The organism is Dermabacter sp. HFH0086, assembly GCF_000413375.1.
Classification (GTDB): domain Bacteria; phylum Actinomycetota; class Actinomycetes; order Actinomycetales; family Dermabacteraceae; genus Dermabacter; species Dermabacter hominis.
In genome coordinates, this window is record NZ_KE340308.1 from 2,097,863 (window position 1) to 2,112,362 (window position 14,500).

General features: G+C 62.9%; 11 protein-coding genes. 3 read left to right on the top strand and 8 right to left on the bottom strand.

Features of this window, described 5'->3' with window-relative positions; all coding sequences use genetic code 11:
* Window positions 1-32: 32 nt before the first annotated feature.
* The 8 genes from ilvD to HMPREF1484_RS09310 all read right to left on the bottom strand — a co-directional run bounded on the left by ilvD (window position 33) and on the right by HMPREF1484_RS09310 (window position 12,103).
* A complete protein-coding gene (ilvD, locus tag HMPREF1484_RS09275; RefSeq protein WP_040386572.1) occupies window positions 33-1,865 on the bottom strand; it encodes a dihydroxy-acid dehydratase in 1,833 nt (610 codons plus the stop codon).
* An 89-nt stretch (window positions 1,866-1,954) separates the two neighbouring features.
* A complete protein-coding gene (locus HMPREF1484_RS09280) occupies window positions 1,955-3,550 on the bottom strand; it encodes a sodium:alanine symporter family protein (protein WP_016664780.1) in 1,596 nt (531 codons plus the stop codon).
* Window positions 3,551-3,797: 247 nt separating this feature from the next.
* Window positions 3,798-5,387: a sodium:alanine symporter family protein gene (locus tag HMPREF1484_RS09285; protein WP_016664781.1), complete on the bottom strand. Its 1,590-nt coding sequence runs from the start codon at window positions 5,385-5,387 to the stop codon at window positions 3,798-3,800.
* Between the two features lie 117 nt (window positions 5,388-5,504).
* On the bottom strand, window positions 5,505-7,016 hold the full coding sequence (gene gatB, locus HMPREF1484_RS09290; RefSeq protein ID WP_016664782.1) for an Asp-tRNA(Asn)/Glu-tRNA(Gln) amidotransferase subunit GatB: 1,512 nt from the start codon (window positions 7,014-7,016) through the stop codon (window positions 5,505-5,507).
* Window positions 7,013-8,518 (bottom strand): Asp-tRNA(Asn)/Glu-tRNA(Gln) amidotransferase subunit GatA, encoded by a 1,506-nt coding sequence (gene gatA, locus HMPREF1484_RS09295; protein WP_016664783.1) that lies wholly within the window; start codon window positions 8,516-8,518, stop codon window positions 7,013-7,015. Before gatA ends, gatB begins: the two co-directional genes overlap by 4 nt.
* Before the next feature lie 3 nt (window positions 8,519-8,521).
* The gene (gene gatC, locus HMPREF1484_RS09300) at window positions 8,522-8,818 is read right to left on the bottom strand and encodes an Asp-tRNA(Asn)/Glu-tRNA(Gln) amidotransferase subunit GatC (RefSeq protein WP_040387015.1); all 297 of its coding nucleotides are present in this window, start codon (window positions 8,816-8,818) and stop codon (window positions 8,522-8,524) included.
* A gap of 17 nt (window positions 8,819-8,835) precedes the next feature.
* Entirely contained in the window at window positions 8,836-11,250 is a 2,415-nt protein-coding gene (ligA, locus tag HMPREF1484_RS09305) for an NAD-dependent DNA ligase LigA (protein WP_016664785.1), read from the bottom strand.
* A gap of 4 nt (window positions 11,251-11,254) precedes the next feature.
* Window positions 11,255-12,103, bottom strand: coding sequence for a hypothetical protein (locus HMPREF1484_RS09310; RefSeq protein WP_016664786.1), 849 nt, complete (start codon window positions 12,101-12,103; stop codon window positions 11,255-11,257).
* A gap of 159 nt (window positions 12,104-12,262) precedes the next feature.
* On the opposite strand from HMPREF1484_RS09310, the gene HMPREF1484_RS09315 reads away from it, so the two are divergent.
* The 3 genes from HMPREF1484_RS09315 to HMPREF1484_RS09325 are packed head-to-tail and all read left to right on the top strand — an operon-like array spanning window position 12,263 to window position 14,498.
* Entirely contained in the window at window positions 12,263-12,979 is a 717-nt protein-coding gene (locus HMPREF1484_RS09315) for a DUF4129 domain-containing protein (protein WP_016664787.1), read from the top strand.
* A complete protein-coding gene (locus HMPREF1484_RS09320; protein ID WP_016664788.1) occupies window positions 12,976-13,536 on the top strand; it encodes a hypothetical protein in 561 nt (186 codons plus the stop codon). The genes HMPREF1484_RS09315 and HMPREF1484_RS09320 overlap by 4 nt, the downstream gene beginning before the upstream one ends.
* Window positions 13,533-14,498: a MoxR family ATPase gene (locus tag HMPREF1484_RS09325; protein ID WP_016664789.1), complete on the top strand. Its 966-nt coding sequence runs from the start codon at window positions 13,533-13,535 to the stop codon at window positions 14,496-14,498. The genes HMPREF1484_RS09320 and HMPREF1484_RS09325 overlap by 4 nt, the downstream gene beginning before the upstream one ends.
* Window positions 14,499-14,500: the final 2 nt, after the last annotated feature.

Consider the following 14,500-nt stretch of genomic DNA (forward strand, 5'->3'; position numbering starts at 1 on the left):
CTGCGAACCGTCGGCCCCACGGCGCCCGCCGCTTACGGGAGAGGCCTACGCGTCGCGCCAAATGTTGCCGAGCGCACGTGATGGGCATACACCTTCAGTGCCTGACTCACCTCGCGGCGTCGATTCTTCGGTCGCCACGGAAGAGGCCCGCGCGATTCGCGGCGACGGTCAAGTTCTGCCTGCGGAACATCGAGCGTCAGCTCTCGCTTCGGGACGTCGATGACGATTCGGTCACCCGTCTCCACGAGACCGATCGCACCACCCTCGGCGGCTTCGGGCGAAATATGCCCGATTGAAAGGCCCGAGGTGCCGCCCGAGAACCGACCGTCGGTGATGAGCGCGCACGCCTTACCGAGCCCGCGTCCCTTGAGGTAGGAGGTGGGGTAGAGCATCTCTTGCATGCCCGGGCCACCCTGTGGTCCCTCGAACTGGATCACGACAACGTCGCCTTCCGCAACGGACTTATCGAGGATGCGTTGCACCGCTTCCTCTTGGGACTCGACAACAAAGGCGCGCCCCTCGAAATGGAAGAGTTCCTCGTCGATGCCCGCGCTCTTGATGACGGCGCCATCACTTGCGAGATTGCCACGAAGCACGCACAGACCGCCGTCTTTCGTGTGGGCGAACGGCACGGCGCGAATTACGCCCGATTCCTGGTCGAGATCGAGCTCCTCCCAGCGCATGTCCTGGCTGAACGGCACCGTCGTGCGTTTTCCGCCCGGTGCCGCGCTAAAGAGAGTGAAGGCCTCTTGCCCGGCTTCTCCCCCGCGGATATCCCACGTGGCGAGCCATTCGGCGAGGGAACGAGCGTGAATCGCGTGCACCGAGTGATCGAGCAGGCCCGCGCGATCAAGCTCGCCGAGGATCGCGGGAATCCCGCCGGCACGGTGCACGTCTTCGACGTGAGCAATTCCGTTCGGGGCGACCTTGGAGAGGCAGGGCACGTTCCGCGAAATCCGGTCGATGTCCTCGAGGCTAAAATCAACCTCACCCTCGATCGCTGCCGCAAGGATGTGCAGCACGGTGTTGGTCGAGCCGCCCATCGCGACATCGAGACTCATGGCGTTTTCAAACGCCGCTTTCGTAGCGATCGAGCGGGGCAGCACGCTCTCGTCGTCATCGTCGTAGTAGCGGCGGCACAGCTCGACGATTCGCTTTCCCGCCTCCACGAAGAGGTCGCGGCGGAACGCGTGCGTCGCGAGCGTCGTGCCATTTCCCGGAAGCGAAAGCCCCAGGGCCTCGGTGAGGCAGTTCATCGAGTTTGCCGTGAACATTCCCGAGCACGAGCCACACGTGGGACATGCATTGTTTTCGATCTGGGCGAGCTGGTCATCGCTGACGGACTCATCGACGGCGTAGCTGATTGCATCGACGAGATCGATGCTGTGGTCGATTACGCCTTCGACGGGTTTGCCGGCTTCCATAGGACCACCCGAGACGAAGACGACGGGAATGTTGAGCCGCATGGCCGCCATGAGCATGCCGGGCGTGATCTTGTCACAGTTCGAGATGCACACGAGCGCATCGGCGCAGTGGGCGTTGACCATGTACTCGATGCTGTCGGCGATAACGTCTCGGCTCGGGAGAGAGTAGAGCATCCCCTGGTGCCCCATCGCAATGCCGTCGTCGACCGCGATGGTATTGAACTCCTTCGCCACTCCCCCGGCCTCGCGAATCGATTCGGCGACCATGTCGCCAACGTTTTTGAGGTGCACATGGCCAGGAACGAACTGTGTGTAGGAGTTCGCGATCGCGATGATCGGCTTGCCGAAATCATTCGAGCCCATGCCGGTCGCGCGCCACAGGGCGCGTGCGCCGGCCATATTGCGGCCGTGGGTTGACGTGCGTGAACGAAGGTGAGGCATGGCCACAGCATAGGCAGAAACCCAAGACCCTCGCCCAAATATTGGACGAGGGTCTCAGAGTATGAACTGCCTGTTGTTAGAACGACCAATCAGCCTTCGCGATGCGGCCAACCGGGATCGTCCGCGAGGCGCTGCTTGAGCGCCTCATACTTGGCGTTTTCCTCCTCCTCGAGCGCGCGAGCTTCAGCGACCTGCTGCTCCGTGGGCTCGTGGTCACCCATGCCGACAGCGAGTGCCGGATCAACGACTGCGATCGCGCCCGTTTCAAGCTTCACCTTGTGGCGGAGAATCTCGTAACGCACAATCTTTGCGAGGAAGTAGATGCCGAGAAGGTTCGGAATCGTCATGAGGAAGAATACGGCATCCGAGAAGTTGATGACAGCGTCCATCGACACGGCCGAGCCGAGAATAACCGCGAGAATCCATACGATCTGGAAGCCGCGCTTCACGAAGGCCGACCGCCCGAAGAGGAACTCGGCGGCAAGGTTGCCGTAGTAGTAGTAGCTCAGGATCGTCGAGAACGCGAAGAGCGCCACCGACACGGTCAAAATATACGGGAACCAGCTTGCGACCGTCCCAAATGCATTCGCCGTCATGACGATGCCGTCGCCGCTACCGTCCTCATACACACCCGTCACGGTAATGGCGATCGCCGTGAGCGTGCAGACGATAACAGAGTCCACGAGCGGCTCCCACATCGCGGTGAAGCCTTCCGTCGCGGGCTCCTTGGTCTTCGAGGCCGAGTGCGCCATGCCGGCCGAGCCCACACCCGCAGCGTTCGAGAAGAGCGCGCGCTGGATACCAACGATGGCCACGCCGATCGCGCCACCGGTCACGCCCTCGCCGGTTACAGCCGTCGAGAAGATCTTGGCGACCGCCTCGGGCACCGCCTGAATATTCATGATGATGATCGCGAGCACGCACAGGAAGTACACGATTGCCATGAGAGGCGTGATGCGCGCCGTCCACGTACCGATCGACTGAATACCGCCGACGATCACGAGCGCCGCAAGCGCCGCCATAATCGCACCGATGACCCAGCGGTTGTCCTGAAGGAAGGCAATGCCGAGCTGATCGCTAAGGATCGCCGCGCCCTGATTCGACTGGAAGAGGTTACCCGCACCAAACACGCCGATGAGCGTGAATGCCGCGTAGAGGAACGAGAGGACGATGCCGAACTTCTTGAAGCCGACGTCAGCAAGACCGTGCCTGAGGTAATACATGGGGCCGCCATGCGTGTGGCCGTCATCGTCAATCTCGCGGTACTTCGAACCGAGAGTCGCCTCGGCCATCTTTACGCTCATCGCGAGGAAGCCGAAGAGTACGATCCACAGCGCGGCACCGGGCCCACCGATCGAAATGGCGACGGCAACACCGGCGATATTGCCAAGACCAACGGTGCCCGAAAGCTCCGTCGCGAGAGCCTGAAAGGAACTCACCTCACCCGGGTCAGTCTTGCGGGTATATTTGCCGCGAATGACACCGATCGAATGCGCGAGCCCCGTAATGGGCTGGAATCGAAGCCACACCGTGAGGAAGAGGGCAGCCGCGATCAACCACAACACGATGATGGGGACCTCGACCCCGGCAATGGTGGGGGCGTAAAAAACGACCGCCGACAAGAAATTGGCAAACGGCGCAAAGTAGGTATTCAAGAACTGGTCGATAACACCAGAACTATGCATCAGTTACTCCTTGAGGGGGAAAAGCAAACACGCTCCACCATTCGGAAAAGAACCGGCGGTTTCAAGCGCATTCGGGAAAACGAATTCTTAGCGACAATTTGTCCACGCGCACTCAAGCGGACCTATTTGCGCACTGACGCAGCGACAAAACCCCTGGTTAGCGGCAGTACATAGCAATCACCAGGAGCCCCGTCAAGTAATGAGGGCCAATGCGGCGCCTGTGACTAGCACCACTCGGTGGCCTGCATCACTCGTCTTCGCGCTGCTGACCCCATTCGCCGTCTTCATAGAGACGCTCGCGAATCTCATGCCATTCGCGTGCTTCCTCTTCGTCGCGATCACGCGCCTCAGAGATCTGCTCTTCGGTGGGCTCGTGATCTCCCATGCCCACGGCGAGCTCGGGATCAATCTGCGGGATGGCTCCAGTTGTCACCTTCACCTTGTGGCGCAGGATCTCGTAGCGAACGATCTTGGCGAGCGCGTACACGCCGATGAGGTTCGGGATGGTCATGATGAAGATGAGCGCATCGGCAAGAGTGACAACGGAATCGATCGTGATGGCGGACCCGATGATGGTGAAGGCAATCCACACGACCTGGAAGCCGTGGGTCACCCATTTCGAGTTGCCGAGGATGTACTGGATCGCGCTCAGGCCGTAGTAGTAGTACGCGAGCACGGTTGAGAACGCGAACGGAACGACGATCACCATGAGGACATACGAGAACCACGGTGCAACGGTCGAGAAAGCCTTCGCGGTCATCACGATGCCGTCGGACTCACCGCTCTTATAGACGCCGGTCACGACCACGACAAGCGCGGTGATCATACACACGACGCACGAGTCGAGGAACGGGCTCCACATGCCCGTAAAGCCCTCGGTCGCGGGGTGGCGGGTTTTCGCCGCCGCGTGCGTCATGCCCGCGGTTCCAACGCCCGCGGCGTTCGAAAAGAGCGCGCGCTGAATACCGATCACGGCGGCTCCAGCCGCGCCCCCGGCCACTCCCTTGGGCTGGAACGCTTCGGTCACGATCGTCATGAATGCCGAGGGGACCTGCGGGAGGTTGAAGAGAAGAATAAGGATTGCGCTGACGAGGTAGATACCCGCCATGAGCGGAACGGCTTTCGATGTGATCTTGCCGATCGACTTCACGCCGCCGACGACGACGAGCGCGAGGAGGATGCCAAAGACCACACCCACGATCCAGCGATTGTTGAGAAGGAAGTCCCAACCGAGCTGCTCACCGAGGATCATCGCGGTCTGGTTCGACTGGAACATGTTTCCGCCGCCGAACACGCCGAAGAAAGCCGAGATCGCGTAGAACATTGCGAGAACGCTGCCGGCCTTCGCCCAGCCGATCTCTTTGAATCCATATTTGAGGAAGTACATAGGGCCTGCGTGGACCGTTCCGTCTTCGTCGATCACGCGGTATTTCGTGCCCAGGGTCGCCTCGGCCATCTTGAGGCTCATCGCAAAGAAGCCGAAGATCGCGATCCACAGTGCGGCGCCCGGCCCGCCGAGCCCAATCGCGACCGCGACGCCCGCGATGTTGCCAAGCCCGATCGCGCCTGAAATCTCGGTGGCAAGCGCCTGGAAGCTGCTCACCTCACCGGGGTCGGTTTTGCTCGCGTAGCGCCCTCGCACGACGTCAATCGCGTGCTTGAATCCCGTGATCGGCTGGAAACGCAACCACACCGTCATGAAGATGGCCGCCACTGCGAGCCAGACGACGATCAGTGGGATTTCAATGCCGCCGATATTCGGCGCGTAGAACACGACCGCGCTCATAAATTGAGCAATCGGTGCGATCAGTTGGTCAACGTACTGGTCGAAACTCATGAGTCCCTCTCGGTTGGCCCAGATCTGCTTCAGGCCGCAAAATGGGGCCTCGGTCACTAAAGCCCGAGGCCCCATTTCATACTAGGTAGTTCTTAAGTACCCATTATGACCGGTGAGTTAGCCCACCTCAAGTTTGGCCATAATGATCTCACGAACGCGCCCGGCATCAGCCTGGCCGCGCGTCGCCTTCATGACCGGGCCGATAAGCGCGCCGATTGCCTGGACTTTGCCGCCCTTGATCTTCTCGACCACGTCGGGGTTATCAGCGATGGCCTGGTCCACGGCACCCTCGAGAACCGAGTCATCAGAGACAACCGCGAGGTTCTCCTTCTCCACGATGGCGGCGGGATCACCTTCACCATCGAGGACCTTCGCAAGCACCTGGCGGCCGATCTTGTCGTTGATCGTCTTGCCCTCGACGAGCGAGACGAGTTCGGCAACCTGAGCCGGAGTGACGCTGAGCTCCTCGAGCGCTTTCTCGGCTTCCTTGGCGATGCGTGCGAGTTCACCCATCCACCACTTGCGTGCCGCCTGGGGCTTCGCACCCGCAGCGACCGTCCCCTCGATCAGGTCGAGCGCACCGGCGTTAATGACGTCGCGCATTTCAAGGTCCGTGAAACCCCACTCGCCGAGCAACCGTCGGCGACGAGCCGCGGGAAGCTCCGGAAGCGCGGAGCGCAGCTCCTCAACCCACTCCCGGCTCGGGGCGACCGGCACGAGATCGGGCTCGGGGAAGTAGCGGTAGTCCTCGGCATCGCTCTTCACGCGACCCGGGCTCGTGTGGCCCGTGTCGTCGTGGAAGTGACGGGTCTCCTGGATGACCTCGGCACCGCTATCGAGCACTCCCGCCTGGCGGCTGATCTCGAAACGCACGGCGCGCTCAATTGCACGGAACGAGTTGACGTTCTTCGTTTCGGTACGCGTGCCAAGCGGTGCCTCCGGCGAGGGGCGAAGCGAGACGTTGATATCGGCGCGGACGTTGCCGCGCTCCATGCGCGCTTCCGAAACTTCGAGGGTGCGGAAGATATCGCGGAGCGTGCGAACGTACGCCGCGGCGACCTCCGGTGCGCGGCCGCCCGTGTTCGGGATCGGGCGTGTCACGATCTCCACGAGGGGAACACCCGCGCGGTTGTAGTCGACCTGCGAGTGAGTCGCGCCCTGGATACGGCCGGTACCGCCGATGTGGGTGTTCTTGCCGGCGTCTTCTTCCATGTGCGCGCGCTCGATGTCGACGCGCACGATCTCGCCGTCGTCAAGTTCGACGTCGACGTACCCGTCGTAGGCGATCGGTTCGTCGTACTGCGAGGTCTGGAAGTTCTTCGTGAGATCCGGGTAGAAGTACTGCTTACGCGCGAACCGGCAGTGCTCGGCGATCGAGCAGTTCAGTGCGAGACCGATCTTGATCGCGTACTCCACTGCTTTCTCATTGACGACCGGCAACGTCCCCGGAAGACCGAGCGAGACGGGCGTGATCGCCGTATTGGGTTCGGCGGCAAAGACATTGGGGGCGCCATCGAACATCTTGGTCTTCGTGCCAAGTTCTACGTGGACCTCGATGCCGAGGACCGGGTCATACTTCTCGATCGCCTCGTCGTAGTCGAGGGGTTCGATATCCGTGTAGGCGTTCACTTGGCGCCTCCTTCCAGGGCCGGGGCGTTGTTCAGGAGAGGCCCTCCCCAGGTGTCTTCAAGCAGCGCCTCGAGCGCGCCGCCGGCGCGATAGAGGCGATCATCGGCCATCGCGGGCGCGAGGAACTGGAAGCCTGCGGGCATCGAATCCTCGGCGAGGCCGCTCGGGAGTGAGAGGCCGGGGACACCCGCGAGGTTCGCGGGAATCGTCGCGATGTCGTTGAGGTACATCTTGAGCGGGTTATCGGTGTTCTCACCGAGGCGGAAAGCGACGGTGGGAGCGGTCGGCGACGCGAGAACGTCACACTTCTCGAAAGCCGCGGCAAAGTCGCGCTGCACGAGAGTACGCACCTTCTGGGCGCTTCCGTAGTAGGCGTCGTAGTAGCCAGAGCTAAGCGCGTACGTGCCGAGCAGAATGCGGCGCTTGACCTCGGCGCCGAATCCCTGGCCGCGCGTGGCGGCCATAACCTTTTCGGCAGTCGGGTGGTCCTCGGGAACAACCCGCATGCCAAAGCGCATGCCGTCGAATTTCGCGAGGTTGCTGCTCGCCTCGGACGGCATGATGAGGTAGTAGGCGCCAAGCGCGTACTTAAAGTTGGGGCAGCTCACGCGAACAATCTCCGCGCCTGCTTTTTCGAGGAGCGCGAGCGATTCTTCGAAGCGCTGCTTCACGAGCGGATCGAAGCCTTCGCCCTCGAGCTCTTCGATAACGCCGATGCGCATGCCCTTGACGTCCTTCGCGCGCGCAGCCTCGACGAAATTACCGAAACCGTCCTTAAGGGAGGTCGAGTCCTTCGGGTCATAGCCGCCGATCACCTCGTGCAAAAGCGCGGCGTCTTCGACCGTGCGCGTGCACGGGCCGGCCTGGTCGAGCGAGCTTGCCATCGCGATGAGGCCGTAGCGCGATACGGAGCCGTAGGTGGGCTTCACGCCGACGGTTCCGGTCACGGCTGCGGGCTGGCGGATCGAGCCGCCCGTGTCGGTGCCGATCGCGAGAGGCGCCTCGAAGCCGGCGATAGCTGCGGAGGAGCCGCCGCCCGAGCCACCGGGGATTCGCTCGAGATCCCACGGATTGTGGGTGTTGCCATAGGCGCTCGTCTCGGTCGAGGAGCCCATCGCGAACTCGTCCATGTTGGTCTTGCCGAGGATCGGAAGCTTCGCGTCGCGGAGGTTCTCCACGAGCGTTGCGTCGTAGGGCGGAATCCAGCCTTCGAGGATCTTCGAACCCGCGGTGGTCTGGATCCCCTTTGTGACGACGACATCCTTCACGGCAACGGGAACGCCCGCGAGCGGCGCGAGGCTCTCGCCCTTGGCGCGCGCCTCATCGACAGCCTCGGCGGTGGCACGTGCGTCCTCGCCGGTAACGGTCACGAACGCATTGAGCTGGCCCTCGACGGCCTCGATGCGCGAAAGGTGCGCGTCAGTCAGCTCGCGCGCGCTGAACTCGCCACTGTCGAGGCCCTTCGCCATCTGCGCGGCGGAAAGCTTCACAAGGTCGGTCATCGGTTACTCCTCCCCCAGAATCTGCGGAACGACGAAGCGGCCGTCGGCGGCCGAGGGCGCGCCGGAGAGTGCCTCTTCTTGCGTGAGGGTTTCGGTGACCTCGTCTTTTCGGAACACGTTGGTCATGGGGATCGGGTGGCTTGTGGTCGGGACGTCGTCGCTCGCGACTTCACTCACGGACGCAACCGCGTCCAGAATCGCGTCGAATTCGCCCGCGAATCGGGCGATTTCGTCGTCGGTGAGCTCGATGCGAGCGAGGGACGCCAGGCGTGCGACTTCTTCAGAACTCATTGCTGGCATGCCGCCCATTCTAGGCGCTACGGCAGGGCGTTTTCTCCACCCTCGAGAAGCGATGTGAAACCTTCCTCATCGAGAATCGGGATGCCAAGCTGTTCTGCCTTCGTGGCTTTCGAGCCCGCGTTCTCGCCGACGACGACGTAGTTCGTCTTCTTCGAGACGCTGCCGGATGCCTTGCCGCCTCGCTGGAGGATCGCCTCTTTCGCGCCATCGCGCGTGTAGCCCTCGAGAGAACCGGTGACAACGATCGTGAGTCCTTCGAGCGTCTTTTCGATTCCGCTCGTCGATTCGTCGACAACGACAACACCCGAGCGCTTCCACGCCTCAACGAGCTCGGCGTGCCATTCCTCCTGGAAGAACGCCGCGACACTCGCTGCAATCGTCTCGCCGACGCCATCAGTTTTGGCCAGTTCCTCGACGCTTGCACTCGCGATCGCGTCGATAGAGCCCCAGGCCGTCGCGAGTGCGCGGGCGGCCGTCGGACCCACGTGGCGGATCGAGAGGGCCACGAGCACCCGCCAAAGCCCTGCCGATTTCGCCTTGTCGAGTTCGCTCATCAGCACCTCGGTGGTTTTTCCGACGGTCGCCGGCTTCACGAGGCTCCAGGATTTTCTGGACTTGTAGTAGCGCCACTGCGGGCGGTTCCAAAAGGCGCTCACGGTGCGCCAATCACCCGTTTCCTCACCGTCGCGGCGCACGCTCTGGTAGACCGTGACCTCGCGCAGGTCCTCGGGCGTGAGATCAAACAGATTCGCGCCCGTACGCACGACGCCTGAGCGTGGTGCGGGAATGCGGGGATCGTCGGGGTCGGTGATGCGGAGCATTGGAACTCCGTCCGCATCATCGGTTGCAATGCCGTTCTTGAGCGTCACAAACGCGTCGCTTTGGAAATCCTCTTCCGTCAGCACCGGCAGGTAGAGCGCGTGGCCGGCCTTGAGAGAGGCGAGGGCTTCGGCGCGGCGCTTATCGGGATCGGTGAGCGCAATTGCCGATTCATCGCCGAGGGCCTCGATGTCGAAGGCCCCGCGGCTCGCGGCATGGGCGATGCGACCCGTGACCTGCGAGGGGCAGTCCTTTTGGTTTGGGCAACGCCAGTCTTTATCGCCCTCTTTTTCGGGGCGGATCTCGGCGCCGCAGCTCGGGCAGTTTTTCGGCATGACGAACGGCTTTTCGCTCCCGTCGCGGAGCTTTTCGACGGGGCCGAGGATTTCGGGGATCACGTCGCCGGCCTTGCGCAGGATGACCGTGTCGCCGATCAGCACGCCCTTTCGTTCGACATCGAATTGGTTGTGGAGCGTCGCCCGCGCGACGGTCGAGCCCGCGACCTTGACGGGTTCCATGACGCCGAAGGGGGTCACGCGGCCAGTTCGGCCCACGTCAACCTGAATGTCGAGCAGCTTTGTCGTGACCTCTTCGGGCGGGTACTTGTAGGCGATGGCCCAGCGCGGTGCCCTAGACGTTGCTCCAAGAGCACGCTGATGAGCGAAGTCGTTGATCTTGATGACGATGCCGTCGATGTCGTGCTCGAAGTCGTGGCGCTTGCGCCCCGCCCGTTCGATGTACTGCGTGACCTGCTCGAGCGAGTCGAGCACCTCGAAGTGAGGAGAGGTAGGAAGGCCCCACGAGGCGAGCATCTCGTAGACCTCACTTTGGCTCTCGGGGTATCCGACGGCGCCTTCGTGCGCCCCGATCCCGTGGACGTACACCTCGAGGGCGCGTGAGGCGGTGATGGAGGAGTCTTTCTGGCGAAGCGATCCCGCGGCGGTGTTGCGAGGATTCGCGAACTCGCGAAGCCCCGCCTCGCGGCGCTCCTCATTGAGTTTTTCGAACTCGTCGACCGGGAAGAACACCTCGCCGCGCACTTCGAGAAGCGCAGGCGGCTTTTCAGTGCTCAGAGTGTGCGGCACGTTGCGGATCGTCTTGACATTCGCGGTGACGTCCTCGCCAACGCGACCGTCGCCGCGCGTCACGCCGCGCACGAGTGTGCCGTTTTCGTACACGAGCGAAATGGCGAGGCCGTCAATCTTGAGTTCCGTCAGGAACTGGGGCGTTCCGGGCGCATCCTCCTGGCAGCGCTTCGCCCACTCGCGAATCTCGTCAAGGCTGAAGGCGTTGTCGAGGCTCATCATGCGCTCGATGTGAGGAACCGAGGCGAATCCCTGGGCAACCGCGCCGCCCACGGTCTGGGTGGGTGACTCCTCGCTCGCAAACTCGGGAAACTCCTCCTCGAGACTCTTGAGCTCGCGTTCGAGGGCGTCGTATTCGCCGTCGGCCATGATCGGCGCGTCGTTCTCGTAGTATTCGACGCGCGCCTCTGCGAGGCGTTCGCGCAGCTCAAGAATGCGGCCCTCAGCCTCGAGCGCGGTGATCTCCGCGAGGTCAGCGGCTGCGGAGCTGTCTGAGGCGGTCGTGCTCGGTGTCTGCTCGGTACTCACGCGTTCAGTCTACGGGCCGCTCCGCTTCGCCTTCCTGCTCGCGCTTCGCTTTTCGCCACAGGAAGAACGAGGAGACTGCACCCACCGCAAAGATGGCGAGCCACAGCACGAGCGCTCCGATGCCAAAGGAACTCTGTCGCTCTCCGCTTATGTCCAAGGCCAGGAGGATGCCAGCGAGCACCATGAGTGCAAGCTGGAAGAAAAGCTTGCGTTTTGCGACCGTCGCGCGATCCTTCGGGAGGTTACGCGCGTATCGCACGGGATCGCCGCACTCCTCCCCCACGCTTCGGTGTGCAGATTCGGCACGGGCGAATGCGTCGTCAGCGAGCTCCTCGATGCGTTTTTCGGTGAGGTCCCCGCGCACGCGAGCGGCACGAATGAATTCTTCGCGCCAGTCGCCCCGATCCTCACCCGAGCCGAAGAGTCGCGACTCTTGCTTCTTTGGCGCGGGCCAGAGAGCGAGCACGGCCCACGCGAGAGCGCCATACACGGGCACGCCAATGAGATAGACGAACGGCGAAAGCTCATACCGCTGGTCGGTCAAGAGCTCGAAAACAGTCGCGCCCGCGAGAGCAAGCGCAAGAATGCTCGCGGCGACAACACCGCACATCCATGCAAACGGCAAGCGCCGACGCGTCGCGTCATACACCGCACCGGCGACCGCGATGAAAATTCCGAGCATGAGCGGGGCGATGAGGCCTCCGAGCGAGATGTCGGCACTTAGACCATCACTGAGAAGCCACACGATCGTGAAGAGTATGGAGAGGCCCGCGGCCACGGTGAAGGCGAAGGCAGCCGTGAGGCGCGCCGTCAGGGGCGCGTCGTCGTCAAAAGCCCAGCCGCTGTGGTTCAATGCCTCGCCTCGCGTTTCTCGCTCACGTCCGTTCCCCCTCAAATATCTCACGCGATCACCGGCACGAGCATCCCCTTCAGGGCTCCGGTATAGGATTTCGGGACAAAGAACGCCGCGCCGCGCACGAATCACGAGGCCCGGAGTGAAGGGAGATTCGCGATGAAAGTTGAGCGGGTTCTTCCTGCGCTCATCGCGATCGTTTGCGCTCTCCTCTTCGGATGTGCAACGGCCGCGCACATGCCTCCCCTCGTGGACATCGGCGCCGGCCCCTCGGCCCTCGATGTCCTCCCGCAGGAGAGCGCGACTGACCAGAAGGCACACGTCAATACGGAAATCTCCGCGGGGTTCGAGCAGTATCAACCCGAGGGCCCCAATCCCCTCGGCCCGACCCTCGAGATCATCGTGTGGGCGCTACTCGCGCTTGCAGGGCTGTGCTTACTCATCATTTGTGTGCGGGTAGGGCTACGCGCGCTTAGGACGCGGCGAACACTCACTCCTCAAAGCGAAAGTGGGGACGCGCCGAGCGAAGTCGAAGCCTCCGCTGTCGCGGCCTCTCTCCAGGCCGCGGCGCAAGCCCTTGAGAGGAGTGCGGTCGACGGCAACGCCATTGTCGCGGCATGGCTCGCGATCGAAGCCCGCCTCACGGAAGAGGGTTATGGTCGCTATTCCTACGAAACCTCAAGCGAGTTTGTCGAGCGCGTCGTCGGCTCCGCTGGACTCGATAACTCTCGCCTCGCGCGCCTTGGGGAGCTCTACCGAACCGAACGCTACTCGAGCGCAGAAACTCGCCCCGCCAGCCTCAACGAGGCACGAGACTTGCTCCGTGCCTTGAGCGGCGAATTGGACACGGCCCGCAAGGGAGGCGCACGTTCATGAAACGTCTCGTGCTCACCTTCGCCGTGACGGCGGTGACGACGGCAATCGTCCTCGCGCTGCACCTCGTCGATATCCGCCTCAACCTCGCCTACGCGCTTATCTTTACCCTCGGCGCACTGCTCGCGAGGGAGCTCAATGCCACGGGACTCACCGGAAGCGAGGCTCCCGAGTTTCCGCGAGTCCTCTATCGCGCAGCACCCGAGCTCGAAGCAGCAAAGGATCGCCGCGTGCGCCGCATCGAGGATGACCTCTACCGCACAATCGAGACAAAGCGGCAAGGCCCGCGCCTTCCCGCAACGTACCTCGCGGGCATCGCTCACGAACTCGAGACCCTCGCTGCCACGCGCGGGGAAAACCTAGTGCTGTCGCAGCAAACGTCGGACATTATCGCCTGTGCGGAAGAGAGCGACGCTGCCCACTCCCCCGCCTATGCCCCTCGACCGCGCACGACGCAGGTCCGCCTCACACGTCGCGGCCTCGTCGCAGCGCTGCGCGACCTCGAGAGTGCATACGCACGACTGATCGCCCCCGCACCCCACGTCAAGGAGAGGCCATGACCGACACCTTCACCCCGAGCGAGGCCGCCGCACTCAGCACGCGCATCCTCGACGAGACAGAGCGCGCGATCGTCGGTAAGCGCGAAGCGCTCACGAAGCTCCTCGCGGGCATCTACGCGGGCGGACACGTCCTCCTCGAGGACTACCCGGGCCTCGGCAAAACGCTCACGGCCCACTCGTTCGCTCTCGCTCTTGGACTCGAGTTTCGCCGCGCCCAGTTCACGCCCGACCTCCTGCCTGCCGATCTCACGGGCTCCGAGGTGTTCAATCAAAAAACGAACGAGTTTGAGTTTCGGCCAGGTCCGGTATTCACGGGGCTCCTCCTTGCCGATGAAATCAACCGCACGCCTCCCAAAACTCAGGCTGCGCTCCTCGAGGCGATGCAGGAACGCCAGGTGAGTATCGAGGGCACGACGCACGCACTCCCGCGCCCATTTCACGTGCTCGCAACCGCCAATCCCGTCGAAACCGAAGGGACCTATCCCCTGCCCGAGGCCCAACTCGACCGTTTCCTCATGCGACTGACCTTCGGCTACCCGAGCGCCGACGACGAATGGGATGTCATCGCACGCCGAATCGAGCGCCGCGAGGAGAGCATCGACGTCGAGCGCGTGCTCCAGGCGGGCGAACTCGAAAAGCTGCAGCGCTCAGTCGAAACAATTCACGTGAGCGAGGCCGTTGGCCGCTACGCCGTCGCGCTCGTGCGCGAAACGCGAGAGCACAGCGAGACCGCGATGGGGTCTTCGCCTCGCGGCTCGCTCGCGCTCATTCAGTGCGCACGCGCGCTCGCGCTCATCCAGGGCCGCGAATTCGTGATTCCTGAAGACATCAAGACTTTGGCCCACGCGTGCCTCGAGCACCGCGTTGTGATCCGGCCCGAACTGTGGCTCCAGAACATTTCACCCGCGAGCGTGATCGACTCGATTCTCACGCGCGTTCCCGCCCCCGAAGCTGCCGCTTGAGA

Bases quoted from the DNA above. Each gene is read 5' to 3' on its own strand.
- ilvD (WP_040386572.1), bottom strand. From the start codon at position 1,865: ATGCCTCACCTTCGTTCACGCACGTCAACCCACGGCCGCAATATGGCC.
- HMPREF1484_RS09280 (WP_016664780.1), bottom strand. From the start codon at position 3,550: ATGCATAGTTCTGGTGTTATCGACCAGTTCTTGAATACCTACTTTGCG.
- HMPREF1484_RS09285 (WP_016664781.1), bottom strand. From the start codon at position 5,387: ATGAGTTTCGACCAGTACGTTGACCAACTGATCGCACCGATTGCTCAA.
- gatA (WP_016664783.1), bottom strand. From the start codon at position 8,518: ATGACCGACCTTGTGAAGCTTTCCGCCGCGCAGATGGCGAAGGGCCTC.
- gatC (WP_040387015.1), bottom strand. From the start codon at position 8,818: ATGCCAGCAATGAGTTCTGAAGAAGTCGCACGCCTGGCGTCCCTCGCT.
- HMPREF1484_RS09315 (WP_016664787.1), top strand. From the start codon at position 12,263: ATGAAAGTTGAGCGGGTTCTTCCTGCGCTCATCGCGATCGTTTGCGCT.
- HMPREF1484_RS09320 (WP_016664788.1), top strand. From the start codon at position 12,976: ATGAAACGTCTCGTGCTCACCTTCGCCGTGACGGCGGTGACGACGGCA.
- HMPREF1484_RS09325 (WP_016664789.1), top strand. From the start codon at position 13,533: ATGACCGACACCTTCACCCCGAGCGAGGCCGCCGCACTCAGCACGCGC.